The following is a 24,586-nucleotide window of genomic DNA, read 5'->3' as shown; positions in this document are numbered from 1 at the left end:
CGCCTGTCCGCCGTACGGTACGTGCTCACCGCCGGGACGTGGCAACTCTGGCACATCTTCCGCACCACCCCGGCGCGAGGGTGGGCCGGGCGCCCCCTGTTCCGCGCTGCCGCTCCACCCCGGGACAGAAAAGTCCGTTTTCGATCGATTTTCTTCCCTCGGGGCAGACTTGGGCGAAGAATTCCCGAAGAATTCCCGTTACCGGATTCACCCGGGATTCACCAGGAGATCAGCCGGGAGATCAGCCGGGAGCCGCCCCGGAATCACACATTCGGGGGCGCGCCCTCGATCGGACGTCCGGGTACGCCGGGCCGCTGCTGCCATGGCAACGGACCGCCGGGCCGCCGGTAGTCGACGCCCAGCGCGGCCAGCCGCGCGTAGTGCGCCGCCGCCATCCGCGCCTCGAACCCGGCGTAGTCCCGCCGCTCCGGCTCGGGCTGCCCGGACCACACCACCTCCGCGAAGGCTGCCAGCCGCGGGAACACCTGGTAGTCGATGCGGCTCTGGTTCTCCATCACCTCGGTCCACACGTTCGCCTGCGCGCCCAGCACATGCCGGGCCGCCTCGGCCGACAACTTCGGCGGTACCGGCTCGAACCGGTACACGTCCTCCAGCGAACGCACGTACCCGATCGGCATCGGTTCCTCCGGGCCGCCGTCCTGACGGTGGTCCAGGTACACCTGCTGCTCCGGGCACATCACCACGTCGTGCCCGGCTTCGGCGGCGGCGATCCCGCCCGCGTAACCGCGCCAGGAGGACACCGCGGCGCCGTCGGCGAGCCCGCCCTCCAGGATTTCGTCCCAGCCGATCAGCCGGCGCCCGCGGGCCGCGAGCCAGCGGTCGAAGTGCCGGATGAACCAGGACTGGAGCTCGTCCTCGTCCCGCAGGCCGAGTTCGGCGATCCGGGCCTGCGCGGTCGCCGAGGCCCGCCACTGCTCCTTGGGGCATTCGTCGCCGCCGATGTGCACGAACGGCGAGACCTCCGCCGGGAACAGCTCCAGCACCTCCTCGAAGACGCCCTCGTAGAAGCGCAGTACGGCCTCGGTCGGGGCCAGGACGTTGGGGTTGATGCCCCAGTCCTCCCACACGCCCAGCGCGGCCGTGTCGACCACGTCGGTGTTCCCGAGCTCCGGGTAGGCGGCGATGGCCGCCTGGGAGTGGCCCGGTACGTCGATCTCCGGGACCACCCGGACGTGCCGTTCGGCGGCGTAGGCGACGATCTCGCGGATGTCGTCCTGGGTGTAGAAACCGCCGTGCGGGGTGTCGTTCCAGCGGTCCGAGGAGCCGTGGCCCCACTTGCTGCGCGCCCGCCAGGCCCCGGCCTCGGTGAGCCGCGGGTACCGCCGGATCTCGATCCGCCAGCCCTGGTCGTCCGTCAGGTGCAGGTGCAGCACATTGAGCTTGTGGGCGGCGAGCAGGTCGATCCAGCGCAGTACGCCGTCCTTGGGGGTGAAGTGCCGGGCAACGTCGAGCATCATCCCGCGCCATCCGAAGCGGGGGCCGTCCTGGATGCCGCCCACCGGCAGCCGCCAGGTCCGGCCGGGCCGCAGCGGGGCCCGGCGGAAGGCGTCGGGCCCGAGCAGCTGACGGAGGGTCTGCGCGGCCCAGAAGAGTCCGGCCGGGCCGGCGCCTTCGAGCAGCACCCCGCGGTCCGTGATGTGCAGCTCGTACCCCTCGGGGCCGAGCGCGTCGGCGAGACCGGGCCGGAGCGCCAGCCGGACCACCTGCCGACCGGACTCCGGCCCGCCGGACGCGGCCACCGGCGGCAGTGCCCAGCCGGTCGCCGCGCCGATCTCGCGGCGCAGCCATGCGGCGGCGGCCTCGGTCCCGGGTCCGGCCGCGAGCAACGGGTCGGCCAGCTCGCAGGTCTCCCGGCCGCCGTCGGCGAACCGCTCGTAGCGGGGCTTCGGAATCAGGTCGGACATGGTGTCGGTCCCTCCACGGCCAGGGCGTTGCACAGCGTTGCACACTGCGCAACGCGCGTTTCGCAGAACGCGTCTGGCGCCGACCCTACCCGGCGGGCGGGCACGCAAAAGGTCATGCAAAAGGTCCCCGGGCGTGCTTCCGCACACCCGGGGACCTTGGTCCCGCCGGGCCCCGCCGAATCAGGGCCGAACGGCCGGAATCACTTGTCCTTGCCGCCCTTGTCCTTGTCCCCGCCCGCTCCCATGGAGTCGTAGATCTCCTTGCACATGGGGCAGACCGGATACTTCTTGGGGTCGCGGCCCGGTACCCAGACCTTGCCGCAGAGCGCCACGACGGGAGTCCCGTCGAGTGCGCTCGCCATGATCTTGTCCTTCTGGACGTAATGGGCGAAGCGCTCGTGGTCGCCGTCGCCGTGGGACACCTGCGGCGTCGGCTCTACGAGGGTCCCCGTGCCAGTCCCGCGCTCGGGCTCAAGAGTGCTCATGAGAACCAAGCCTACTGAACCCGGCCGGGGTCAGTTCAGCGACGGGTCGTCCGGGTAGGTGGCGACCATCGCGAGTTCGCTGCGCTGGCGGCGCAGCACCGCACGCCAGAGCCGTCCCGGGTCCGGGAAGGAGATGTCACCGGGCTCGGATTCGACCACGTACCAGGCGCCGTCGCTCAGCTCGTCCTCCAGCTGGCCCGGGCCCCAGCCCGAGTATCCGGCGAAGATCCGCAGCGAGCCGAGGGCGCCGGTGAGCAGCTCCGGCGGGGCTTCCAGGTCGACCAGGCCGATCGCGCCGTGCACCCGGCGCCAGCCGAGCGGGCCCTCCTCGCCCGGGATGACGGCGATGCCGAGGGCGGAGTCGAGGGCGACCGGACCGCCCTGGAACACCACGCCCGGGTCGCCGGCCAGGGCGGCCCAGGGCAGCAGGATGTCGCCGACGCCCACCGGGGTGGGCCGGTTGAGGACCACGCCGAGCGAGCCCTGCTCGTCGTGGTCGAGCAGCAGCACCACCGCGCGGTCGAAGTTCGGGTCCGCGAGGGCGGGGGTGGCGACGAGCAGCCGCCCTGTGAGGGAGGACACCTCGGTCATGCGGCCATGATCTCGCACATTCGGCCTTCGGGGGGAGCGGACGGCCGACTGTGATCGTGGGCAGCTCACGGCGCACGGCAGCAGCGAGGAGCGCGCGCACCCCGTTCCGGCCTCTTCGGCCTGTTCCCGCTGGTACGGACGGCCGAACGGGCGGTGGGTGCGGACGGGTGACTCCCGGAACGCAACCCTCCGCCATATCACCGGTACACAGGGTGCTGTGGCGAATCCATGACAGTCCTACGGCCGCGTCAGCCTTACAAACCCGGGGTCGCTGCCCCTTACCCTTTTCTCTGACCCCCTGCCCACCCTTCCCGGAACGCGAGATTCATGACCGGCACTGACGATGTCCTCCTTGTCCACGGCGGCACCCCGCTCGAGGGCGAGATCCGTGTCCGCGGCGCGAAGAACCTCGTGCCGAAGGCCATGGTGGCCGCCCTGCTCGGCAGTGAACCCAGCCGGCTGCGCAATGTGCCGGACATCCGCGACGTGCGGGTCGTACGCGGCCTGCTCCAGCTGCACGGCGTAACGGTCCGCCCCGGCGACGAGCCGGGCGAGCTGGTGCTCGACCCGACCCACGTGGAGAGCGCGAACGTCGCCGACATCGACGCGCACGCGGGCTCCTCGCGGATCCCGATCCTCTTCTGCGGCCCGCTGCTGCACCGCCTCGGCCACGCCTTCATCCCCGGCCTCGGCGGCTGCGACATCGGCGGCCGGCCGATCGACTTCCACTTCGACGTGCTCCGCCAGTTCGGCGCGACCATCGAGAAGCGCGAAGGCGGCCAGTACCTGGAGGCTCCGCAGCGCCTCCGCGGCTGCAAGATCCGCCTGCCGTACCCCTCGGTCGGCTCGACCGAGCAGGTGCTGCTGACGGCCGTACTGGCCGAGGGCGTGACCGAGCTGTCGAACGCGGCGGTCGAGCCCGAGATCGAGGACCTCATCTGCGTGCTGCAGAAGATGGGCGCGATCATCTCCCTCGACACCGACCGGACCATCCGGATCACCGGTGTGGACCGCCTTGGCGGCTACAACCACAAGGCGATCCCGGACCGCCTGGAAGCCGCCTCGTGGGCTTCCGCGGCCCTGGCGACCGGCGGCAACATCTACGTGCGCGGCGCCCAGCAGCGCTCGATGATGACCTTCCTGAACACGTACCGGAAGGTCGGCGGCGCCTTCGAGATCGACGACCACGGCATCCGCTTCTGGCACCCGGGCGGTCCGCTCAAGGCGATCGCGCTGGAGACCGACGTACACCCCGGTTTCCAGACCGACTGGCAGCAGCCGCTGGTGGTCGCGCTGACCCAGGCCGCCGGCCTGTCGATCGTCCACGAGACGGTCTACGAGTCCCGGCTCGGCTTCACCGAGGCGCTCAACCAGATGGGCGCGCACATCCAGCTGTACCGGGAGTGCCTGGGCGGCTCGGCCTGCCGCTTCGGCCAGCGCAACTTCCTGCACTCGGCGGTCGTGTCCGGCCCCACCAAGCTGCAGGGCGCCGACCTGGTCATCCCGGACCTCCGGGGCGGGTTCTCGTACCTGATCGCGGCGCTGGCGGCCGAGGGCACCTCGCGGGTCCACGGCATCGACCTGATCAACCGCGGCTACGAGAACTTCATGGAGAAGCTCGTGGAGCTCGGCGCCAAGGTCGAGCTGCCGAACGGCGACCTCGTCTGAGACGACCTCGCCTGAGGAGCTGAGGCTCCCTCACCGCATGCCGAAGGGCGGCCACCCCACCGGGGTGGCCGCCCTTCGCGGTACTGCCTGGTCCTACTGGCCAGAGGCCCACAAGGACTTACTTGCCCTTGGCGGCTTCCTTGAGCTTGGAGCCCGCGGAGACCTTCACGCTGTAGCCGGCCGGGATCTGGATGGGGTCGCCGGTCTGCGGGTTACGCGCGGTGCGAGCGGCACGGTGGGTGCGCTCGAAGGTCAGGAAGCCGGGGATGGTGACCTTCTCGTCGCCCTTGGCGACGACCTCACCGATGGTCTCGGCGAGGGCGGCCAGAACGGCGTCGGCGTCCTTGCGGGTCACCTCGGCGCGCTCGGACAGAGCGGCCACCAGCTCACTGCGGTTCATGTTGTACTCCCGTGTTCAACTTGCCTATGAGGCGTGAGATCGATGCCGATGCTGCCAGGGCCATCGGACAGTCCCCGGACCCGGGTCTGCCGTCAGACCCTCTCGCCACGGTTACGCATCCTGCCCCCACCAGCGGCGGGAAAGCCAATCCGGCACCCGCCAGGGTCACACGAAAAGCGCCACCGTCACGCCGCGGTGACGCTCCGTCCGCACCGTGGGACAGGCCGGATGCGGTACCGCGGACCTCGCGGGCATCCCCGCAACCCTAGAGGCGGTCCGGCGGCACCGCATCCCGCGACGCGCCGGATCAGGCAGACGTGCCCGACGCCACAGTCGGCGCAACGGCGGCCGTGGCGGCCTTGCGGACCGCGCCCGCCACCGCACCGGCAACCTTGTCGTTGAACACCGAGGGAATGATGTAGTTCGCGTTCAGCTCGTCCTCGCCGACCACATCGGCCAGGGCGCTCGCCGCGGCCAGCATCATGTCCGTGTTCACGGTGCGGGACTGAGCGTCCAGCAGACCGCGGAAGACGCCCGGGAAGACCAGCACATTGTTGATCTGGTTCGGGAAGTCGGAGCGGCCGGTGGCCACAACGGCGGCCGTCTGACGGGCGATCGCCGGGTCCACCTCGGGGTCCGGGTTCGCGAGCGCGAACACGATGGCGCCCTCTGCCATGCCCGCCACGTCCTCGCCGTCGAGCACGTTCGGGGCGGAGACGCCGATGAACACGTCGGCGCCGACCACGGCCTCCTTCAGGGTGCCCGTGTAGCCCTCGGGGTTGGTGTTGTCGGCGATCCAGCGCAGCGGCGAGTCCTCCGCGGCGCCGACCAGGTCGGGGCGGCCGGCGTGCACCACGCCGTGCACGTCGGCGACCACGGCGTTCTTCACACCGGCCGAGAGCAGCAGCTTCAGGATGGCGGTACCGGCCGCGCCGGCACCGGACATGACCACCTTCACGTCGCCGATCGCCTTGCCCACCACACGCAGGGCGTTGGTGAGGGCGGCGAGCACGACGATGGCGGTGCCGTGCTGGTCGTCGTGGAAGACGGGGATGTCCAGGGCCTCGCGCAGGCGCGCCTCGATCTCGAAGCAACGCGGTGCGGAGATGTCCTCGAGGTTGATGCCGGCGAAGCCGGGGGCGATCGCCTTGACGATTGCGACGATCTCGTCGGAGTCCTGGGTGTCCAGGCAGAGCGGCCAGGCGTCGATGCCGGCGAACCGCTTGAACAGGGCGGCCTTGCCCTCCATGACCGGCAGCGCGGCCTTCGGGCCGATGTTGCCGAGACCGAGCACGGCGGAGCCGTCCGTCACGACTGCGACGGAATTGCGCTTGATGGTGAGGCGGCGTGCGTCCTCGGGGTTCTCGGCGATCGCCATGCACACCCGGGCCACACCCGGGGTGTAGATCATCGAGAGGTCGTCACGGTTGCGGATGGGGTGCTTGGCCGCCATCTCGATCTTGCCGCCGAGGTGCATCAGGAAGGTGCGGTCGGACACCTTTCCGAGCGCGACGCCCTCGATCCCGCGCAGCTTCTCGACGATTTCGTCGGCGTGCGCGGTGGAGGTGGCGGCGATGGTGACGTCGATCCGGAGCTTTTCGTGGCCGGAGGCAGTCACGTCGAGGCCGGTGACAGAACCCCCGGAGGATTCCACTGCGGTGGTGAGCTGGGAGACCGCGGTTCCGCTCGCGGGCACCTCCAGGCGGACCGTCATCGAGTACGAGACGCTGGGCGCCGTTGCCATGACCGGATTCCTCTGCTTTCCCTGTGTTCGTGTACGCGGGCCCCGCGACGGAATGCGTGGCAGGACCCTCTTGTCCGATCGTCCCACCTACCGGCTGGTACAAGGTAACCAGCTACAAATTTCGGAAAGACTCTTCCACCATACGAGATAGCCGGGGGGCGGTGTAAGGGTGGTCTGCTACAAAAACAGGTCCGCGCCCCCCATGCTGGGGGACGCGGACCTGTATGAAGAGCTAAAACACCGACCCGCCATGCTCGCCTCGCGGCAAGTGGTCGCTCTAGGCGACGAAGGTTGGGCCCGGGGGCTTGGATCGAGCCGGTGCGTAACCCAGGCTAACAAAGGATCGCCGGATGTCATCCCCTCCGCCGGGTTGACCCCGCCTCACCACGCACATGGCCGCGAGCCATCCGCGTCAGTCGGCCAGGAGTTCCGGGACGCCGGACGCGTCCGGGGCGTCGGCCGCGGCGGAGACCACCGTCAGCTGCTGGGTGGCGCGGGTCAGCGCCACGTACAGCACCCGCAGGCCGGCCGGGGACTCCGCGGCGATCTCCGCCGGGGAGACGACCACCGTGGCGTCGTACTCCAGACCCTTCGCCTCCAGGCTGCCCAGTGCGACCGCGCGCTCGCCGAGGTCCGCCAGCCAGCCGGCCGCCTCCGCCCGCCGGTTCATGGCCAGGACCACGCCGACCGTGCCGTCCACCTGGGACAGCAGCCGGCGGGTCTCCTCGCGGACGGTCTCCCGCAGCTCCGCTCCCTCGCCGACGGCGGTGAACCGGGGCCGCAGGCCCGTGGAGCGGACCGCCGACGGGGGCTCCATGCCCGGCATCGCCCGCCGGAGCACCTTGGCCGCCAGCTCGGCGATCTCGGCCGGGTTGCGGTAGTTGACGGTCAGGGTGAAGCGACGGCGCGGCCGGCTGCCGAGGGCCTCGTCGCGGGCCGCGGCGGCCTCCTCCGGGTCCGTCCAGGAGGACTGCGCCGGATCGCCGACCACGGTCCAGGTGCCGTGCCGGCCGCGCCGGCCGACCATCCGCCACTGCATGGGCGTCAGGTCCTGCGCCTCGTCGACGATCACGTGCGCGTAGTCCACCCGCTCCGCGGCCAGCCGTTCGGCCCGCTCCCGCTGGGTCTCCTCGCGCTGCGGCATCAGCTCCTCCAGCCCGGTGAGCTGGTCCAGCGGGTCGTACTCGCGCTTGCGCTTGGGCCGGGCCGGGGCGCCCAGCAGCATCTGGAGCTCGTCCAGCAGGGCGACATCGTGCACCGAGAGGGCCTCGCGGCGCAGCGAACGGGCCAGCTGCCGGGTCTCGCGCGGGTTCAGCACCCGGCGGGCCCAGCGGCCCAGCCGCCGCTCGTCGGCCATCGCGGTGAGCACCCCGCGCGGGGTGAGCTCGGGCCACCAGGCGTTGAGGAACTCGATGAACACGTCCTCCGTCGAGATGTCCTCGTCGAAGGCGGAGCGCAGCTCGGCGGCCAGTTCCGGGTCGGTGTGCCGGCTCGCCCCGCCGGACTTCGACCACAGCGCGTCCAGCAGCAGCCTGCGGGCCCGCGGCCGGAGCAGGTTGACGGGGGCGGTGCCGCCCAGCACGGTCTGCCGGATCCGCTCCAGCTCGGCCGCCTCCAGCTCCTGGCGCCGCCCGAAGGCCACCACGCGCAGCCGCTCGGGGGCCGGCCCGGCCGGACCGCCCAGCTCCAGGGCGCCCCGTACGGCCTTGCGCAGCACCTTCAGCATCCGCGAGGAGCCCTTGACCCGGGAGACGGACGGCTCGTCGTACGCGGTGGCTTCGGCGCCGTCCACCAGGGAGCCCAGCGCCCGGATGGCCACCTGGCCCTCTTCGCCCAGCGAGGGCAGCACGCCCTCGGTGTAGGCGACGAGCAGGGGGGTCGGCGAGACGATCAGGATGCCGCCGGCGTAGCGCCGCCGGTCCTGGTAGAGCAGGTAGGCGGCCCGGTGCAGGGCGACGGCCGTCTTGCCGGTGCCCGGTCCGCCGGACACCTCCGCGACGGAGGCGGCGGGAGCCCGGATGACCAGGTCCTGCTCGGCCTGGATGGAGGAGACGATGTCCCGCATGGTGTGGGTGCGGGCCCGGCCTAGCGCGGCCATCAGGGCGCCGTCGCCGATGGCGGGCAGCTCGGCCCCGTCGAGGAAGGCCGTGACCTCCGGCCTCATCAGGTCGTCCTCCACCCCCAGCACCTTGCGGCCCTTGGACCGGATGACGCGGCGGCGCACCACCCGGCCCGGTTCCTTGGGGGTGGAGCGGTAGAACGGCGCGGCGGCCGGCGCCCGCCAGTCGATGACCAGCGGCGAGTAGTCGGCGTCGAGGACGCCGATCCGCCCGATGTGGAGGGTTTCGGCGATGTCGGCGGTCAGGTCGGCCCGGATCGCGTCGTCGGCGGGCTCGATGGAGGTGTAGGCGCCGTCGGGGCCGCGCTCGCCGTCCTTGCCGAGCACGAGGTCGACCCGCCCGAAGAGGAAGTCCTCGAACTCGTTGTTCAGCCGGTTCAGGTGGATCCCGGCCCGGAACACCTGGGCGTCGCGCTCGGCCAGCGCGCCGGGGGTGCCGACCTGGCCGCGCTGGGCCGCGTCGTTCATCAGGAACTCGGCCTCGTGGATCTTCTCTTCGAGGCGGCGGTACACCTGGTCCAGATGACTCTGTTCGACCGCGATCTCCCGATCGCGGACGGAATCCGCCGTGCTGTCGACAGCGTCTACAGCGGCATCCTGCGCGGCCACCAAGGCCCCCTTCTGACGTGCATGGGCGACCGTCAACCGTACGCGAACGGAGTGGGTGTCCGCACGCCCGTTCCGCGGGATGCCTATCCGGGGCGGGCGGCCAGGGCGCGTCGGCGGTGCCGGGCGACCCGTTCGCGGTTGCCGCAGCGCTCGCTGGAGCACCAGCGGCGCCGGTGCCCGCGCGAGGTGTCCAGGTAGACCCGGTGGCAGCCGTCTCCCTCGCAGGCCCGGAGCAGGGCCCGGTCGCCGGGGTCGGTGAGGAGCTCCACCGCGTCCCGGGCGACCGCGGCGAGCAGGGCCGCGCATTCGACCCGGCCGCGGAGCTCCCGGACCAGGTGGCCGTCCTCGTCCCGTACGGCGCACAGCCCGGGAGGTGGTCCGGCGGCCAGCGCGTTGACCCGGGCGAGGGCGGCGTCCTCGGGGGCGGTGGCGGTCAGCTCGGCCCGTACCAGGGCGCGGAGATCGCCGCGGAGGTCCCGGAACGGCGGCAGCCAGCCGGCGTCCACCCGGGCCAGCGGGGTGCCGTCCGGCACCAGGCCGGCGCCGGTGAGCCACAGCCGGAGTTCCGCGCCGTCCCGGATTCCCTCGGGGGGCCCGAGGGTGGCCACCAGATCCAGGCAGACCCGCCCGGAGTCGAACCACATGCCGCTCACCGGTCACCGCCTCGGTCCGCAACGCCGTTGGCAACGCCACCAGAGTGCCTCTGCGCGGTGCCGCGCGGAACCCCCCGGGAGGCTGCCGCCGGAACCGGACCGCACCACGGCCGAGGCCGACCGGGGCCGGGCCGACGCCAGCCCGGGCCGGGGGCCGAGGCCCCACCGCGCTCAGACCGGAGCGCGGCCGGAGCCGGGCCTGGCCGGGGCCTGGCCCTGGTCTGGCCGGGTCAGGAGGCGTAGCCGCTGTCGGGTGGGGCGTCCAGGGACAGGCGGTAGCCGCGTTTGACCACCGTCTGGATCAGCTTGGGCGCCCCCAGCGCCCCGCGCAGCCGCGCCATCGCCGTCTCCACCGCGTGCTCGTCCCGCCCCGCCCCCGGCAGCGCCCGCAGCAGGTCCGCCCGGGACACCACCCAGCCCGGCCGCCGGGCCAGCGCCCGCAGCAGTGCCATGCCGGCCGGCGGCACCGGCCGCAGTACGTCGTCGACGAGGACGGCATGGCCGCGGATCTCCATCCGGCGGCCGGCCACCGACAGGACCCTCGCCCGGGCCGGAAGTTCCTGGCACAACAGCTGGACCAGCGGGCCGAGCCGGAACCGTTCCGGAGCCGCCGTGTCCACCCCGTGCGCCTGCAACGGCAGGGCCGTCACCGGGCCGACGCAGGCCGCCAGCACCCCGCCCCGCAGCGCGGTCAGCACCCGCTCCTCCAGGCCCCGCTGCTCCGCCCGGGACAGCAGGGAGGCCGCCGCCGGTGCGGAGGTGAAGCTGACCGCATCGACCGTCCCGGCGACCACCGCGTCCAGCAGCCGGTCCAGCGGCCCAAGGTCCTCCGGCGGCATCCACCGGTACACGGGTACGACGACCACCTCGGCCCCGCCCGCCCGCAGCGCTTCCACGAACCCCGGCAGCGGCTCCCCGTGCAGCTGCAGGGCGATCCGCCGGCCGGCGACCCCGACGGCCAGCATCCGGTCCAGGACTTCCGCCAGGGACTCGGATTCCGGGGACCACTCCTCGACCAGCCCGGCCGCCCGGATCGCGCCCTTCACCTTCGGGCCCCGGGCCAGGAGTTCCGTGCCGCGCAGCCGGGCCAGCAGTTCCTCGCCGATCCCCCACCCGTCGGCCGCCTCGATCCAGCCGCGGAACCCGATGGCGGTGGTGGCCACGACCATGTCCGGTGCGCAGCCGATGAGTTCCTTGGTCGCGGCGAGCAGCTCGCTGTCGTCGGCGAGCGGCACGATCCGCAGGGCGGGCGCGTGCAGCACCGCCGCGCCGCGCCGCCGCAGCAGGGCGATGAGGTCGTCGGCGCGCCGGGCGGCGGTGACCCCGACGGTGAAGCCTGCGAGCGGTCCGGTGCTGGTGGTGTCGTCCATCGCGGTCGTCATGACCATCGTGACCTGCCTCGTGGCGCAAAGGGGGGCGGTACGGCGTGAAACCGAGCCTGCCAAGTCGGCATGTCAGGCTCGGTTCACGCATATTTCACCGCGGTTACACGGTGGTGAGCTGCGGCTTCTGTTCGGCGCCCGGGGCGGCTGCCACCCTGGCGGGGGCGGGCCGGCGAAGGTATACCGCCCAGGTGACCGCGCAGCACACCGCGTAGAAGCCGAGGAAGGTGACGAAGGCGGCGGTGCCGGATCCGGAGCTGAGGAAGGCCTCCCGGAAGACCAGGTTGATACCGAGTCCGCCGAGCGCACCGACCGCCCCGATAAGGCCCATGGAGGCGCCGGACAGCCGTCGCCCGTATGCGGCGGCGGCCTCGCCGGTCATGCCCCGGGCGAGGGCCTTGGCCTGGAAGATGCCGGGGATCATCTTGTACGTGGAGCCGTTGCCGAGCCCGCTGAGCACGAACAGGGACACGAATCCGGCGAGGAACACCGGCAGGGATTCCCGCACCGAGGCGAAGATCACCACACCGGTGGCGGCGGCCATCGCAACGAAGGTGCCCAGGGTGATGCGGGCCCCGCCGTGCCGGTCGGCCAGCCAGCCGCCCACGGGCCGGATCAGCGAGCCGAGCAGCGGCCCGATGAAGGTGAGCGAGGCGGCCTGCAGCGGGGTCCGGCCGAACTGGGTCTGGAGCACCAGTCCGAAGGCGAAGCTGTAGCCGATGAAGGAGCCGAAGGTGCCGATGTACAGGAAGGCCATGATCCAGGTGTGCGCGTCGCGCAGCGATTCGCGGACCGCGCCGGTGTCGTTCCGTACCGGCGCCAGGTTGTCCATCCGCAGCCAGGCCAGGGTGGCCGCGATCACCACGAGCGGGATGTAGGCGCCGAGCAGGATCCGGGGGTGGGCGGCGCCGGCGGTGCCGATGACCAGCAGGCCGATCAGCTGGACGACGGGTACGCCGATGTTGCCGCCGCCCGCGTTGAGGCCGAGCGCCCAGCCCTTCTGGCGGAGCGGGAAGAAGGCGTTGATGTTGGTCATGGAGGAGGCGAAGTTGCCGCCGCCGACGCCGGTGAGCGCGGCGACGACCAGGAAGGTGGTGTACGAGGTTCCGGGCTCCATCACCACCATCGCGGCGACCGTGGGCGCGAGCAGCAGCAGGGCGCTGACCACGGTCCAGTTGCGCCCGCCGAACCGGGCCACGGCGAAGGTGTACGGCACCCGGACGAGGGCCCCGACGAAGGTGGCGGTGGCGATCAGGAAGAACTTCCCGGCCGGGTCGATGCCGTACTGCGGGCCCATGAAGAGGACCATGACCGACCAGAGGGACCAGATGGAAAACCCGATGTGCTCGGACAGGACCGAGTAGAGGAGGTTGCGGCGGGCGATGCGCTCCCCCGACTCCTTCCAGAAGGTCTCGTCCTCGGGGTCCCACTGCTCGATCCAGCGGCCCCCGGTCCGGGGTGCGGTTCCGGTCATCACGCCTCCACAGCTGTCGCGTCCGTGAGAGCGACCGTAGGGATGGCGCGTTTCACTCCCGGTCCCCGGCCGATGACCGCCGGGAAACCTTGCTCTCACCCGCTGCCGACCGCGGGTGTGAGCGCTTCAGGCGAGGGGGGTCGAACTGAGGGCCTCCGGCCGCCAGCCGTCCTCCGGTACGCCGAGCCAGTCGTGTACGCCGGCCAGTCCGGCGGCGGCTGCGCGCAGCGCCTCGATCCCGGGGTGGCCGAATCCCTTCCGCCAGACCAGGGACAGCGGGGACAGCGGTACGGGGTCCACCAGCGGCCGTTTCACGCTCCCCGGCATGTCCGGGAAGTCCACGGTCACCAGCACCGGATTGCGGGTCTTGGCCATCACCCGGCTGAACTCCGCCTTGCCGACGGCCACCGGCGCCGGCGCCGCGATCGCGATGCCCCGGCCGTCGAACAGGCGGCGGGCGAGGTCGGTCCATTCCGCGGTCCGCGGGTTCCCGGCGCCCGCGTACACCTCCTCACCGGCGAGCGCGGCGAGCGGCACGGCCGGCAGCGGGGCGAGTGCGTGGTCCTCGGGCAGCAGCACGGCGAGCGGCTCGTACCGTACGGCCTGCCAGGCGAGCCGGGCCCGCACCGCGGGCTCCAGTCCGCCGACCCGGCCGAAGGAGGCGTCGAGGCGTCCCGCGAGGATCTCGGCGGCGGCATGGGTCAGCCCGCTCTCGAACCGGGCCATCAGCTCGCAGCCCGGGGCGATTTCCCGGGCCCGCTCCAGGACGGTCCGGGCGGTGCCGGACCCGTCGGTGTTGAGGTCGATCAGCAGGGGCCGGCCGGGGTCCGGGGCGAAGGCGGCGGTCAGGTCCTCGTGTGCCCGCAGGACGCGGCGGGCGTGCGGCAGCAGCCGCTGTCCGTCGGCGGTGAGCTCCACCTGCCGGGTGGAGCGGACGAACAGCTCGGCGCCCAGCTCCCGTTCCAGCCGGCGCACGTCCCGGCTGAGGGCCTGCTGGGCGACGTACAGCCGGGCGGCGGCACGGGTGAAGTGCAGCTCTTCCGCCACGGCCAGGAAGCCGCGGAGCAGGCGCGGTTCGAGATCGCGGTTCGTCACCGCAGGAGATTAACCCGTGCCGATTAACAACATGCAGGAGTAAATAGACATCGAACAGGTGTTGGACCCAGGTCCGAGGCCGCCACGAGGCTTTCCCCATGACCCAGGCCACCACCACCCGCCCTTCCGCTCCGCTCATCACGGCCACCGGCCAGACCCTGGTGCTGGCCGCGACCGGCCCGGCACCCGCCCGCCGGGGCCCGGAGCGGGCGGGTCCGTTCGCCCCGTACCGGCGGCTGCTCGCCACCCCGGGGGCCCGCGGGTTCACCACCGGCAACCTGATCGCCCGGCTGCCCATCGGCATGTTCGGGGTCAGCGCGGTGATGATGATCGCGGGCCAGCGCGGCTCGTACGCGCTCGCGGGCGGGGTCGCTGCCACCGGAATGGCCGCCACCGCCGTGGTGGCGCCGTGGACGGCCCGTCTGATCGACCGGTACGGGCAGGCCCGGATCGCCCTCCCGGCCACGCTGGTCGCGGTGCTCGGCGCCCTGGCGCTGATCCTCTGCGTCCGCCGGCAGGCCCCGGACTGGACCCTGTTCGCCTGCTACGCGGCCATCGCCGCCACCCCCAACATCGGGGGCATGTCCCGGGCCCGCTGGACGCACCTGCTGCGCGGGGACGCGAAGGCGCACCACACGGCGATGTCCTTCGAGCAGGCGGCGGACGAGGCCTGCTACATGTTCGGGCCGGTGCTGGCGGCCTTCCTCTGCACCGCCGTGTTCCCGGAGGCGGGCACCCTGGCCGGCGCGGCGCTCCTGCTCACCGGCATGCTGATCTTCACCGCCCAGCGGGGCACCGAACCGCCCGTCTCCCCCGCCGTGCACCACGGCTCCCCGCTGCGCACGCCCGGCATGCGACCGCTGCTGCTCCTCTTCCTCGCCCTGGGTGTGCTGTTCGGTTCGATGGAGATCGCCTCCATCGCCTACCTCGACGCCCGCGGCCTGGGAGCCGCCTCCGGGCTGATCCTGGCCCTCCAGGCGACGGGCTCCTGCATCGCGGGCCTGGTCTACGGCACGCTCCGCCCGAAGTCCCTGCGCGGCTGCGTGCTCGCACTGGCACTGGCCATGACCCTGCCGTCGGCAGCGGTACTGACCGGCCTCCTCCCACTACTGGCCTGCGCCCTGCTGGTGGCGGGGATGGCCACCGCGCCGACCATGGTCGCCGCGATGTCCGTGGTGCAGCGGCTGACCCCGCCGGACCGGCTCAACGAGGGCATGACGCTGGCCGTGACGGCCATCCTGGCCGGGATCGCGGGCGGTTCGGCGGCGGGCGGCTGGGTGGTGGAGCACCTCAGCCCGGCTGCCGCGTACGGGCTGCCGGTGGCGGCGGCACTGACGGCCCTGGCGGTGTCCCGCCGGCCGGGACGCTGGCGGGGGCCGTCACCGCGACCGCTCCTGACCAATACGAAGACCCCCTGACTGGTACGAGTTTTCGGTACCGATCCTGTACTCTTATGCCGTACCAGTCAGAGAGGGTGGAAGCCGCCATGTCCATAAGCGCCAGCGAGGCCCGGGCCACGCTCTTCCCGCTCATCGAGCGTGTCAACACCGACCACGCCCCGGTGCGAATCACCTCCAAGAACGGCGACGCCGTCCTCATGTCCGCCGACGACTACGACTCCTGGCAGGAGACCGTCTACCTGCTCCGCTCCCCCGCCAATGCCCGGCGGCTCATGGAGGCCGTGGCCCGTGACAGGGAGAGTGCGCCCGTGGTCACCAAGACCATGGACGAGCTGAGGGAGCTCGCGGGGGGCGAAGAGTGAGGAGCGTCCACTTCGACCCGGCCGCCTGGGAGGACTTCCTGTTCTGGCTCGCCTCGGACCTGAAGATGGCCCGTAGGATCACCCGCCTGATCGGCGAGATCCAGCGCGACCCGTTCAGCGGGATCGGCAAACCCGAGCCGCTGAAGGGCGACCTGTCGGGCTACTGGTCCCGCCGGATCGACGACGAGCACCGCCTCGTCTACCGGGCGGACGAGAAGGAAGTGAAGGTCCTGAAGGCCCGCTACCACTACTGACACGGCCGGCCGGACTTCCACGGCATGACGAAGGCCCCGCAGCCGGTTCGGCTGCGGGGCCTTCGCCCACATGGGATGAGTGGAGATGGCGGGAATCGAACCCGCGTCCAACGGTGCAGAAGCAGGGCTTCTCCGAGCGCAGTCCGCTGCGATTTTCTCGGCCCCGGAGATCACACGGACAAGTCTCCGACGGGCTCAGTCACTGTTTGATTTCCCTCCAACCCCCGTGACCGGGGCTAGAGGTTTAGATCCCTAGTTGACGCCAGGATCCGGACCGGGACCACTTCCGGGCTGACGCTCCTCACAGAGGCTTCAGCTCACTGTTATTAGGCAGCGAGGGTGAAGCGGGAGTTATCGCTCTTGGAGTTGGCGATTATTGTTTGCGACATATGGTTAGCGAGATCATTGCCGCTTCCTCGGCTCGCTTCCCCTGCATCGACATCCGCTGTCGAAACCGATCATCCCCATGTTTTTTTAACAAAGTGCTCCCGCCGCGAGCGGCGGGTGCTGACGCCATGGTACGCGAAGTGGACCACCGCGTGCCAGGAGGTTAAATCGTGCCGCGCTGCTTGCGGCGGATCGCCGAGATCGCCCGGTTCGTCTCCCGGGTGTCCTGCTTCTCCCGCAGCGTCTGCCGCTTGTCGTACTCCTTCTTGCCCTTCGCCAGCGCGATCTCGACCTTCGCGCGGCCGTCCTTGAAGTACAGGGACAGCGGCACGACGGTGTGGCCCGACTCCTCCGCCTTGCGCTCCAGCTTGTCGATCTCCTCGCGGTGCATGAGGAGCTTGCGCTTGCGCCGGGCGCTGTGGTTGGTCCAGGTGCCCTGGCTGTACTCCGGCACGTGCACGTTGTAGAGCCAGGCCTCGCGGCCCTCCACCGACACGAAGCCGTCGACCAGCGAGGCCCGGCCCTGGCGCAGGGACTTGACCTCGGTGCCGGTGAGCACGATGCCGCACTCGTAGGTGTCGAGGATCGCGTAGTCGTGTCGCGCCTTCTTGTTCTGGGCGATCAGCTTCCGCCCCTTTTCCTTTGCCATAGTGCGGTCATTTTCGCACTACCGGGTGCCCCCGAGGCCACCCAATACCGCGCGGGCCCGCTCCTCCGTCCGCTCGCCGCCCGCCGTCAGGTCCGGGGTGATGCCCCGGCCGTCCAGGCTGCGGCCCGTGGGCGTGCGGTACGTACCCACCGTCAGCTCGGCCACCGAGCCGTCGGGGAGCTCCGTGGGCAGCTGGACCGAGCCCTTGCCGAAGGTGCGGCTGCCCACGGCGACGGCCCGGCCCCGGTCCTGGAGGGCGCCGGTCAGGAGCTCGGCGGCGCTCATGGTGCCGCCGTCCACCAGCGCCACCAGCGGGCGGGCGGTGTCGCCGCCGGGGGCCGCGTGGAGGGCGCGCTGGACCCCGCGTACGTCGTACGTCGCGACCAGGCCGCCGTCGAGGAAGGCGGAGGCGGCCTGCACGGCCTCGGCGACCAGGCCGCCGGGGTTGCCGCGCAGGTCGAGCATGACGCCGGCGCCGGCCGGAGCGGCGCGGACGGCTTCGCGGACCCGGTCGCCGGAGCCGCGGGTGAAGGCGGACACCTTGATCACGGTGATGCCGCCGGGGAGGGTCCGGACGGTGACCGGCTCGGTGTGCAGCTGCTCGCGGCGCAGGGTTTCGGTGCGGTCGCGGCCGTCCCGCCGCAGGTTGAGCACCACACTTGTACCGGCGGTGCCGCGGAGCAGGGCGACCACCTCGGTGGTGGTGAGGCCGGCGACCCGGATCCCGTCCACCGCGAGCAGGCGGTCGCCGGCCCGGATGCCGGCCCGGTCGGCGGGTCCGCCGGGCTGGACCCGGTCGACCTCGACGCTGCCGTCGCGGCGGCAGCCGGCCCACAGGCCGACGCCGGTCCAGCGGCCTTCGAGGTCCGAGGCGAAGCCGGCGTACTCGGTGCGGTCGTAGACCCGGCCCCAGCGGTCCCCGCTGCGGCTGACGACTTCCTGGGCGGCCTTCTTGCCCGATTTCCCGTCGGCGACGGCCGCGGCTGCGGCCCGGGCCACCGCTTCCCGGTCGGCGGTCCCCGGCGGCCGGGCCGGCGAGGCGGCCACGGAGGCGGCGGGGGCGGCGAGGTCTGCCGCGTCCACGGAGGCGATCTCGACGGTGCGGTGGTCGGTCTGCCCGCCGAAGCAGCCGGTGCTGGCGGCCGTGCCGAGGGCACCGAGTAATGCCAATGTCAGAGCGGCCCCGCGACGCAGGTCGCGGGGCCGGAGACAGTACGGGGGGCGGCCCGGCATGGCGCCGAGTCTAGGACAAGCCCCGTGACGGGACGGCCGGTTGCCCGTACCGCTCACGGGGCGCTTGTCACACCTTCAGGTACTTGCGCAACGCGATGAATGCGGCCAGGGAGGGCATCAGCACGCCGATGACGAGCACCAGCGGCAGCTTGGTCAGCACCGAATCCCAGCCGATGAAGTTGATCAGCTCCATCTTGGTGCGCAGCGTGGCGCCGTGGTCGATCACGAAGTACTGGCCGGCACCGAGCATGCCGCAGGCCAGGACCGCGCCGATGAGGCCGGCGAAGGCGGCCTCCATGATGAACGGCACCTGGATGTAGAAGCTGGAGGCACCGACCAGCCGCATGATGCCGGTTTCCCGCCGACGGCTGAACGCCGAGACGCGCACCGTGTTGACGATCAGCAGCAGGGCGACGATCAGCATGATCAGCATGATGCCGAGGGCCGCGTAGTTGAGGTAGTTCAGCATCCGGAACAGGTTGTCCAGGTAGGAGCGCTGGTCCTGCACCGAGTGGACCCCGTCGCGGCCGGCGAAGGCGCTGGTGATGACCTTGTACTTCTCGGGATCCTTGAGCTTGACCCGGAAGGACTCCTGCATCTGGTCCGGGGTGATGGTGGAGGCGAGTGCGGTGTGCCCGTACTGCTCCTTGTAGTGCTTGTAGGCCTCGTCGGCGGACTCGTACCGGACCGTCTCGACGATGTCGAGCTTCTTGAGCTCGCCCTCGACCTGCTGCTTCTGCTCCGTGGTCACCGCGCCCTTGGAGCACAGGGCGCCGGCGCCGGCACCCGAGCCGGAGCCGCCGGCACCGCCCTTGGCGCTGTCCTCGGCGTCGTTCTTGTTGCAGAGGTAGATGGTGACGTTGACCTTGTCGTACCAGTAGCCCTTCATCTGGCTCACCTGGTCGCGCATGAGCAGGGAGCCACCGAACAGGGCCAGCGAGAGGGCGACGGAAATGATGACGGCGAAGGTCATCGTCAGATTGCGGCGGAGACCGACGCCGATCTCCGACATGACGAACTGGGCGCGCATGGCGTTTCCACGGGCCTTTCAGTGCTGGTAGCCGTAGACGCCGCGCGACTGGTCGCGGACGAGACGGCCCTGTTCGAGTTCGATGACGCGCTTGCGCATCTGGTCGACGATCTGCTGGTCGTGCGTCGCCATGATCACGGTGGTGCCGGTGCGGTTGATCCGGTCCAGCAGCTTCATGATGCCGACGGAGGTCTGCGGGTCGAGGTTGCCGGTGGGCTCGTCCGCGATCAGCAGGGCCGGCCGGTTGACGAAGGCCCGGGCGATGGCGACGCGCTGCTGCTCACCGCCGGAGAGCTCGCCGGGCATCCGCTCTTCCTTGCCGCCCAGCCCGACCAGTTCCAGGACCTGGGGGACGGCCTTGCGGATCTCGCCGCGCGGCTTGCCGATGACCTCCTGGGCGAAGGCCACGTTCTCCGCGACGGTCTTGTTGGGGAGCAGCCGGAAGTCCTGGAACACGGTGCCGAGCTGGCGCCGCATGTGGGGGACCTTCCAGTTGGAGAGCCGGGCCAGGTCCTTGCCCAGGACGTGCACCTGACCGTGGCTCGCGCGCTCCTCGCGGAGGACGAGCCTGAGGAAGGTGGACTTTCCGGAGCCGGAGGAGCCGACCAGGAAGACGAACTCGCCCTTGGCGATCTCCAGGGAGACATCCCTGAGTGCCGGGCGGTTCTGCTTCGGGTAGGACTTGGAGACACTGTCGAATCGGATCACGGGTGCACCACGGTCGCCGGGAGTAGGTGTGCGTGACCATACGCGAACGGGCGCGAGGCCGGGACCCGGCGTCCTGAGTTGCCCGATATATCCCCACCATGTCCCCACGATGAGGTCCGGCTCTCCCGGTGGGCCGCGCCGAATGCGGCAGGAGCTGGCACAGTGGTAGGGGGAACGGTTGCGTTCCCCCAGGCGTTGTTCCAGGGGACGAGAGGAGGAGAGCGCATGACATATGACCGGCTCGTGTGCGCGAACTGCGCCGCGCCCGTCAGCCAGGGCCGCTGCCCGGTGTGCCGGGCGAACCGGGAGCGCCTCCAGCAGGAGCGCCCCTTCGCCGGCCTGAACCCGATGGCGCTCATCGCGCTCATGGTGGTCCTCGTCGCAGCGCTGGCTCTGCTGGCGCACCAGACCGCGTAGCGCTGCTCCGCCGCGTCCCGATCGTGAGAGGGCCCGGACACCTTGCCAGGTGTCCGGGCCCTCTCATTGCTGCTCACTGCTGAGTACTGACTGCTTAGGCGGTCTGCTCCTGCTGCTTGCGCCAGCGGATGCCGGCCTCGAGGAAGCCGTCGATCTCGCCGTCCAGCACGGCCTGCGGGTTGCCGACCTCGAACTCCGTCCGCAGGTCCTTGACCATCTGGTACGGGTGCAGGACGTAGGAGCGCATCTGGTTGCCCCAGGAGCTGCCGCCGTCCTTGAGGGCGTCCATCCTGGCCTGCTCCTCCTGGCGGCGCCGCTCCAGCAGCTTGGCCTGGAGGACGTTCATGGCGCTCGCCTTGTTCTGGATCTGGGAGCGCTCGTTCTGGCAGGAGACCACGATGCCGGTCGGGATGTGCGTGATCCGGACCGCCGAGTCGGTGGTGTTGACGCCCTGGCCGCCGGGGCCGGAGGCGCGGTAGACGTCCACGCGCAGCTCGGACTCGTCGATCTCGACGTGGTCGCTGGTCTCGACGACCGGGAGCACCTCGACGCCCGCGAAGGAGGTCTGGCGGCGGCCCTGGTTGTCGAAGGGCGAGATGCGGACCAGACGGTGAGTGCCCTGCTCGACGGAGAGGGTGCCGTAGGCGTAGGGGGCCTTGACCACGAAGGTGGTCGACTTGATGCCGGCCTCTTCCGCGTACGAGGTCTCGTACACCTCGGTCGCGTACCCGTGGCGCTCGGCCCAGCGGAGGTACATCCGCTGGAGGCGCTCGGCGAAGTCGGAGGCGTCGACGCCGCCGGCCTCGGCACGGATGTTGACCAGGGCCTCGCGCTCGGCGTACTCGCCGGAGAGGAGGGTACGGACCTCCATCTCGTCCAGCGCCTTGCGGACCGACGCCAGCTCGGCCTCGGCCTCGGCGAGGGTGTCCGCGTCCTCCATCTCCTGGGCGAGCTCGAACAGCACGGCCAGGTCGTCGATACGGCTGCGCAGGGCCTCGGTCTTGCGGACCTCGGCCTGGAGGTGCGAAAGCTTGCTCGTGATCTTCTGGGCTGCCTCGGGGTCGTCCCACAGGGACGGGACCGCGGCCTGCTCCTCGAGCACGGCGATTTCTGCCCTCAGCTTGTCGAGGTCCAGGACGGCCTCGATCGACCCCATGGTCGAGGAGAGGGACTTCAGCTCTTCGGAAACATCGACGACTGCCACGGGTCCAGCGTAGCCGGTCCCCGGGCGGGGCCGTCCGGCGTACCCTCGGGCTATGCATGTTCTCGTGCGCCGACGCCATGTGGACCACCCGCGTGTCACGACCACGAGCTGTCTGCCGCCGGACTGAACCAGCGCTTGACCTGCCTGATTCCTTCGGTCCTGTACGGCGGCCCGCGCGACCCCGGCGCCACCCCTGCCGGCCGGCCTCCCCCCACCCGCCCTCCCGCCACCACTGGGAGCAGGACCCCGTGACATCCGAAACGGAGCCGTCATGCCGTCCGCGCACACCCCGCACACGCCGCACAGCCCGCTCTCCTCTCTCCCCGTCCTGGACCTCTCCCGGGCCGGGGATCCCGCCCTGCGGCCCGCGTTCCGCGAGGAACTGCACGAGGCGGCCCGGGACACCGGGTTCCTGCATCTGACCGGGCATGGCGTCAGCGCTGCCGAGGCCGCCCGCATCCTGGACCTGACCAGGCAGTTCTTCGCCCTTCCGGAGGCGGAGCGGCTGTCGGTGAGCAATCTGAACTCGCCGCACTTCCGCGGGTACACCCGGATCGGCCACGAGGTGACCGGCGGGGCCTCCGACTGGCGCGACCAGCTGGACGTGGGGGCGGAGCGGCCGGCGCCGGAGCTGAAGCCGGGGGACCCGGCGTACCTGTGGCTGGAGGGCCCCAACCAGTGGCCGGCCGCGCTGCCCGAGCTGCGGCCGGCCGTACTCGCCTGGCAGGAACGGCTGGCGGCGGTCGCACACCGGCTGCTCCGGGAGCTGCTGGCCTCGATCGGCGCGCCGGAGGACTTCTTCGACGCGGCCTTCGCGGACCGGCCGCACCTGCACACGAAGCTGATCCGCTATCCCGGGGCGGACCCGACGGGCGCCGGGCAGGGCGTGGGCGCGCACAAGGACTACGGCTTCCTGACGCTGCTGCTGCAGGACTCGGTGGGCGGGCTGCAGGTGGTGAAGGACGGGGGCTACCTGGACGTGCCGCCGCTGGACGGGGCCTTCGTGGTGAACCTGGGCGAGCTGCTGGAGATCGCGACCGAGGGGTACCTGAAGGCGACGGACCACCGGGTGGTGAGCCCGCCGGGGGCGGTGGAACGGTACTCCGTGCCGTTCTTCTACAACCCGCGGCTGGACACGGTCGTGGAGACGGTTCCCGGCGCGTACCTGGAGGAGGCGCCGGGCCTGTCGCACGACGCGGCGAACCCGTTGTACCGGGAGTACGGCCGCAACGAACTGAAGGGCTTCGCCCGCGCCCACCCGGCCGTAGCCCGCCGCTGGCACCCGACCCTCACCTCGGCGTAACCGGGCGGAGCCCGGGCAACCGGCGGGGTCCGGGCAACCGGCGGGGTCCGGGGCGGAGCCCCGGTTTCGGGAAGGGGCGGGGTGGGGGAAGGCTCCGCGCAGCGGGATCGCTGCTCGCAGCTTCCGCCGGGGGCGGGTCCGGGCTCAGGCCTCGGCTACGGGTGGGAGGGGACTGACTGTTTGGTGTCCTGGGGTGGGGGGTCGTCGCTGTCGGAGACGGCCAGCCAGGTGCCCAGCCCGGCAGCGGTGGCCAGCACCAGCGCCGATACGGACAGCACCAGCCTCCGCTTGCGCGCCGCCTCCGCCCGGTGCCGGGCGGAGCCCGGCCGGTGACCGCCGGCCGGGCGTGGCACCCGAGCCGTGCCCAGCGCCCCGCCCGCCAGCTCCTCCGGCCCCGGCACCCGCATCGACGTGTGCGTGTCCCGGTTCGAGTCGGTCGCAGACCCCGGCACCAGCGGGACCACGCCCCGCCGCCGCTCCACCTCGGCCGGCGGTTCCTCCGCCGGTGCGGACTCCGCCGGTTCCAGATCGTCCGGCTCGTCCACGTCCAGCGGCGGCATGCCGGCCAGCAGCGGCAGCAGCTCCCGCAGCCGTACGGACATCTCGGAGGCCCGCAGCCGGGACGCCGGCCCCTTGGCCAGGCACTGGACGATCAGCTGCCACAGCTCGTCCGGGATGCCGGGCAGCGGCACCACGGTCTCGGTGACATGGCGGCGCAGCACCGCGCCCGGGTGCCCGCCGCCGAACGGCGTGAACCCGGCCAGCAGCTCGTACAGGACCGTGGCCAGGGCGTATATGTCCACCGCGGCGCGCGGCGGCAGCCCCTCGACGATCTCCGGAGCCAGGTAGTCCGGCGTGCCGATGATCCGGGTGGGCTGCGCGGAGCGCGGGGCGCCCGGCGGCGGGCCCGCCCGGCGCGGCGAGTCGATCAGCTTGGCCACGCCGAAGTCGGTGAGCAGCGCCGGGTGGGCACCGCCGGGGCCGAGCGGACCTTGCATGTCGAGCAGGACGTTCTCCGGCTTGACGTCCCGGTGGACCACCCCGGCCGCATGGGCCGCGGCCAGCGCGTCGGCGACGTCGGCGACGATCGCAACGGCCGCCTCGGGGGCGAGCCGGCGCTCCCGGTCGAGCCGGGTGCGCAGGTCGGTGCCGCGGACCAGGTCCATGACCAGGGCCAGGTCGTTGCCGTCGACGACGAGGTCGCGGACGGAGACCACATGCGGATGCTCCAGCCCGAGCAGCGCGCTGCGTTCCTGGACGAACCGCCCCACCAGCTCCTGGTCGGACGCGAGGTCCTCGCGGAGGAGCTTGACGGCGACGGGCCCGTCCGGGCCCTCCCCGAGCCACACCGTGCCGGCGCTGCCGCGCCCCAGGATCTGGTGGGCGGTGTACCGGCTGCCGATCTTCCGTGCCACAACTGCTCCCTCAGCGGCTGGCGTACGCCCCAAAGCTACGCGTCCGGGTGAGGGTTGGAGGCCACTAGGGGCCTGGATT

At 71.7% G+C, this 24,586-nt stretch carries 22 protein-coding genes and 1 other RNA gene; 6 read left to right on the top strand and 17 right to left on the bottom strand.

Annotated elements, in window-relative coordinates; translation table 11 throughout:
- Positions 1-263 precede the first annotated feature (263 nt).
- The 3 genes from ABT123_RS30645 to ABT123_RS30635 form a co-directional block, all read right to left on the bottom strand.
- Positions 264-1,925, bottom strand: coding sequence for a beta-N-acetylhexosaminidase (locus ABT123_RS30645; protein WP_351320567.1), 1,662 nt, complete (start codon positions 1,923-1,925; stop codon positions 264-266).
- A 200-nt stretch (positions 1,926-2,125) separates the two neighbouring features.
- Positions 2,126-2,410, bottom strand: a complete 285-nt coding sequence (locus ABT123_RS30640) for a DUF3039 domain-containing protein (protein WP_150207851.1) — start codon at positions 2,408-2,410, stop codon at positions 2,126-2,128.
- A 30-nt stretch (positions 2,411-2,440) separates the two neighbouring features.
- Complete coding sequence (locus ABT123_RS30635) at positions 2,441-3,001, bottom strand: YqgE/AlgH family protein (RefSeq protein WP_351320565.1); 561 nt, start codon at positions 2,999-3,001, stop codon at positions 2,441-2,443.
- A 327-nt stretch (positions 3,002-3,328) separates the two neighbouring features.
- Between ABT123_RS30635 and murA the strand changes: the two genes are divergently transcribed.
- Entirely contained in the window at positions 3,329-4,669 is a 1,341-nt protein-coding gene (gene murA / locus ABT123_RS30630) for a UDP-N-acetylglucosamine 1-carboxyvinyltransferase (RefSeq protein WP_351320563.1), read from the top strand.
- A gap of 118 nt (positions 4,670-4,787) precedes the next feature.
- On the opposite strand, the gene ABT123_RS30625 is transcribed toward murA, so the two are convergent.
- From ABT123_RS30625 to ABT123_RS30595, 7 genes are all read right to left on the bottom strand, one after another.
- A complete protein-coding gene (locus tag ABT123_RS30625) occupies positions 4,788-5,069 on the bottom strand; it encodes an HU family DNA-binding protein (protein ID WP_030875040.1) in 282 nt (93 codons plus the stop codon).
- 307 nt (positions 5,070-5,376) lie between these two features.
- Positions 5,377-6,813, bottom strand: a complete 1,437-nt coding sequence (locus ABT123_RS30620; protein ID WP_351320561.1) for an NAD-dependent malic enzyme — start codon at positions 6,811-6,813, stop codon at positions 5,377-5,379.
- Positions 6,814-7,225: 412 nt separating this feature from the next.
- A complete protein-coding gene (locus ABT123_RS30615) occupies positions 7,226-9,541 on the bottom strand; it encodes a HelD family protein (protein ID WP_351320559.1) in 2,316 nt (771 codons plus the stop codon).
- Positions 9,542-9,624: 83 nt separating this feature from the next.
- On the bottom strand, positions 9,625-10,185 hold the full coding sequence (locus tag ABT123_RS30610) for a CGNR zinc finger domain-containing protein (protein ID WP_351320623.1): 561 nt from the start codon (positions 10,183-10,185) through the stop codon (positions 9,625-9,627).
- Between the two features lie 239 nt (positions 10,186-10,424).
- On the bottom strand, positions 10,425-11,576 hold the full coding sequence (locus tag ABT123_RS30605) for a uroporphyrinogen-III synthase (protein ID WP_351320557.1): 1,152 nt from the start codon (positions 11,574-11,576) through the stop codon (positions 10,425-10,427).
- 103 nt (positions 11,577-11,679) lie between these two features.
- Positions 11,680-13,050 (bottom strand): nitrate/nitrite transporter, encoded by a 1,371-nt coding sequence (locus tag ABT123_RS30600; protein WP_351320554.1) that lies wholly within the window; start codon positions 13,048-13,050, stop codon positions 11,680-11,682.
- Between the two features lie 126 nt (positions 13,051-13,176).
- Positions 13,177-14,145, bottom strand: coding sequence for a LysR family transcriptional regulator (locus tag ABT123_RS30595; RefSeq protein ID WP_351320552.1), 969 nt, complete (start codon positions 14,143-14,145; stop codon positions 13,177-13,179).
- Between the two features lie 98 nt (positions 14,146-14,243).
- On the opposite strand from ABT123_RS30595, the gene ABT123_RS30590 reads away from it, so the two are divergent.
- From ABT123_RS30590 to ABT123_RS30580, 3 genes are all read left to right on the top strand, one after another.
- Positions 14,244-15,563, top strand: a complete 1,320-nt coding sequence (locus ABT123_RS30590) for an MFS transporter (RefSeq protein ID WP_351320550.1) — start codon at positions 14,244-14,246, stop codon at positions 15,561-15,563.
- A 68-nt stretch (positions 15,564-15,631) separates the two neighbouring features.
- Positions 15,632-15,907, top strand: coding sequence for a type II toxin-antitoxin system Phd/YefM family antitoxin (locus ABT123_RS30585; RefSeq protein WP_351320548.1), 276 nt, complete (start codon positions 15,632-15,634; stop codon positions 15,905-15,907).
- The gene (locus ABT123_RS30580) at positions 15,904-16,161 is read left to right on the top strand and encodes a Txe/YoeB family addiction module toxin (RefSeq protein WP_351320546.1); all 258 of its coding nucleotides are present in this window, start codon (positions 15,904-15,906) and stop codon (positions 16,159-16,161) included. The genes ABT123_RS30585 and ABT123_RS30580 overlap by 4 nt, the downstream gene beginning before the upstream one ends.
- A 77-nt stretch (positions 16,162-16,238) precedes the next feature.
- On the opposite strand, the gene ssrA is transcribed toward ABT123_RS30580, so the two are convergent.
- From ssrA to ftsE, 5 genes are all read right to left on the bottom strand, one after another.
- Positions 16,239-16,627, bottom strand: a transfer-messenger RNA (tmRNA) gene (gene ssrA, locus ABT123_RS30575).
- Positions 16,628-16,711: 84 nt separating this feature from the next.
- Complete coding sequence (gene smpB / locus ABT123_RS30570; RefSeq protein ID WP_351320544.1) at positions 16,712-17,197, bottom strand: SsrA-binding protein SmpB; 486 nt, start codon at positions 17,195-17,197, stop codon at positions 16,712-16,714.
- A gap of 18 nt (positions 17,198-17,215) precedes the next feature.
- The gene (locus ABT123_RS30565) at positions 17,216-18,430 is read right to left on the bottom strand and encodes a S41 family peptidase (RefSeq protein WP_351320542.1); all 1,215 of its coding nucleotides are present in this window, start codon (positions 18,428-18,430) and stop codon (positions 17,216-17,218) included.
- A gap of 67 nt (positions 18,431-18,497) precedes the next feature.
- Positions 18,498-19,460, bottom strand: a complete 963-nt coding sequence (gene ftsX / locus ABT123_RS30560; protein WP_351320540.1) for a permease-like cell division protein FtsX — start codon at positions 19,458-19,460, stop codon at positions 18,498-18,500.
- 18 nt (positions 19,461-19,478) lie between these two features.
- Complete coding sequence (ftsE, locus tag ABT123_RS30555; protein WP_351320538.1) at positions 19,479-20,168, bottom strand: cell division ATP-binding protein FtsE; 690 nt, start codon at positions 20,166-20,168, stop codon at positions 19,479-19,481.
- Between the two features lie 225 nt (positions 20,169-20,393).
- Between ftsE and ABT123_RS30550 the strand changes: the two genes are divergently transcribed.
- Positions 20,394-20,585, top strand: a complete 192-nt coding sequence (locus ABT123_RS30550; protein WP_351320536.1) for a hypothetical protein — start codon at positions 20,394-20,396, stop codon at positions 20,583-20,585.
- Between the two features lie 94 nt (positions 20,586-20,679).
- On the opposite strand, the gene prfB is transcribed toward ABT123_RS30550, so the two are convergent.
- Positions 20,680-21,789, bottom strand: coding sequence for a peptide chain release factor 2 (prfB, locus tag ABT123_RS30545; RefSeq protein WP_351320534.1), 1,110 nt, complete (start codon positions 21,787-21,789; stop codon positions 20,680-20,682).
- Between the two features lie 271 nt (positions 21,790-22,060).
- Here prfB and ABT123_RS30540 point away from each other — a divergent pair, with 271 nt between their 5' ends.
- Positions 22,061-23,092, top strand: a complete 1,032-nt coding sequence (locus ABT123_RS30540) for an isopenicillin N synthase family dioxygenase (protein ID WP_351320532.1) — start codon at positions 22,061-22,063, stop codon at positions 23,090-23,092.
- Positions 23,093-23,247: 155 nt separating this feature from the next.
- On the opposite strand, the gene ABT123_RS30535 is transcribed toward ABT123_RS30540, so the two are convergent.
- Positions 23,248-24,507 carry a serine/threonine-protein kinase gene (locus ABT123_RS30535; RefSeq protein ID WP_351320530.1) on the bottom strand — a complete coding sequence of 420 codons (1,260 nt, stop codon included), beginning with the start codon at positions 24,505-24,507 and terminating at the stop codon, positions 23,248-23,250.
- Between the last annotated feature and the right edge of the window lie 79 nt (positions 24,508-24,586).

It is taken from the genome of Streptomyces sp. NPDC002054, from assembly GCF_040296685.1.
GTDB lineage: Bacteria > Actinomycetota > Actinomycetes > Streptomycetales > Streptomycetaceae > Streptomyces.
Note: the sequence above shows the minus strand (reverse complement) of the source record. Positions and strands in the feature narration are given on the sequence as shown.

What these genes read in the sequence shown, in the direction of transcription:
- ABT123_RS30600 (WP_351320554.1), bottom strand. Translation starts at nt 13,050, where the DNA reads ATGACCGGAACCGCACCCCGGACCGGGGGCCGCTGGATCGAGCAGTGG.
- ABT123_RS30585 (WP_351320548.1), top strand. Translation starts at nt 15,632, where the DNA reads ATGTCCATAAGCGCCAGCGAGGCCCGGGCCACGCTCTTCCCGCTCATC.
- ABT123_RS30625 (WP_030875040.1), bottom strand. Translation starts at nt 5,069, where the DNA reads ATGAACCGCAGTGAGCTGGTGGCCGCTCTGTCCGAGCGCGCCGAGGTG.
- ABT123_RS30645 (WP_351320567.1), bottom strand. Translation starts at nt 1,925, where the DNA reads ATGTCCGACCTGATTCCGAAGCCCCGCTACGAGCGGTTCGCCGACGGC.
- ABT123_RS30590 (WP_351320550.1), top strand. Translation starts at nt 14,244, where the DNA reads ATGACCCAGGCCACCACCACCCGCCCTTCCGCTCCGCTCATCACGGCC.
- ABT123_RS30605 (WP_351320557.1), bottom strand. Translation starts at nt 11,576, where the DNA reads ATGACGACCGCGATGGACGACACCACCAGCACCGGACCGCTCGCAGGC.
- ABT123_RS30620 (WP_351320561.1), bottom strand. Translation starts at nt 6,813, where the DNA reads ATGGCAACGGCGCCCAGCGTCTCGTACTCGATGACGGTCCGCCTGGAG.
- ABT123_RS30640 (WP_150207851.1), bottom strand. Translation starts at nt 2,410, where the DNA reads ATGAGCACTCTTGAGCCCGAGCGCGGGACTGGCACGGGGACCCTCGTA.
- smpB (WP_351320544.1), bottom strand. Translation starts at nt 17,197, where the DNA reads ATGGCAAAGGAAAAGGGGCGGAAGCTGATCGCCCAGAACAAGAAGGCG.
- murA (WP_351320563.1), top strand. Translation starts at nt 3,329, where the DNA reads ATGACCGGCACTGACGATGTCCTCCTTGTCCACGGCGGCACCCCGCTC.
- ftsX (WP_351320540.1), bottom strand. Translation starts at nt 19,460, where the DNA reads ATGCGCGCCCAGTTCGTCATGTCGGAGATCGGCGTCGGTCTCCGCCGC.
- ABT123_RS30540 (WP_351320532.1), top strand. Translation starts at nt 22,061, where the DNA reads ATGCCGTCCGCGCACACCCCGCACACGCCGCACAGCCCGCTCTCCTCT.
- ABT123_RS30610 (WP_351320623.1), bottom strand. Translation starts at nt 10,185, where the DNA reads ATGTGGTTCGACTCCGGGCGGGTCTGCCTGGATCTGGTGGCCACCCTC.
- ABT123_RS30635 (WP_351320565.1), bottom strand. Translation starts at nt 3,001, where the DNA reads ATGACCGAGGTGTCCTCCCTCACAGGGCGGCTGCTCGTCGCCACCCCC.
- ABT123_RS30565 (WP_351320542.1), bottom strand. Translation starts at nt 18,430, where the DNA reads ATGCCGGGCCGCCCCCCGTACTGTCTCCGGCCCCGCGACCTGCGTCGC.
- ABT123_RS30550 (WP_351320536.1), top strand. Translation starts at nt 20,394, where the DNA reads ATGACATATGACCGGCTCGTGTGCGCGAACTGCGCCGCGCCCGTCAGC.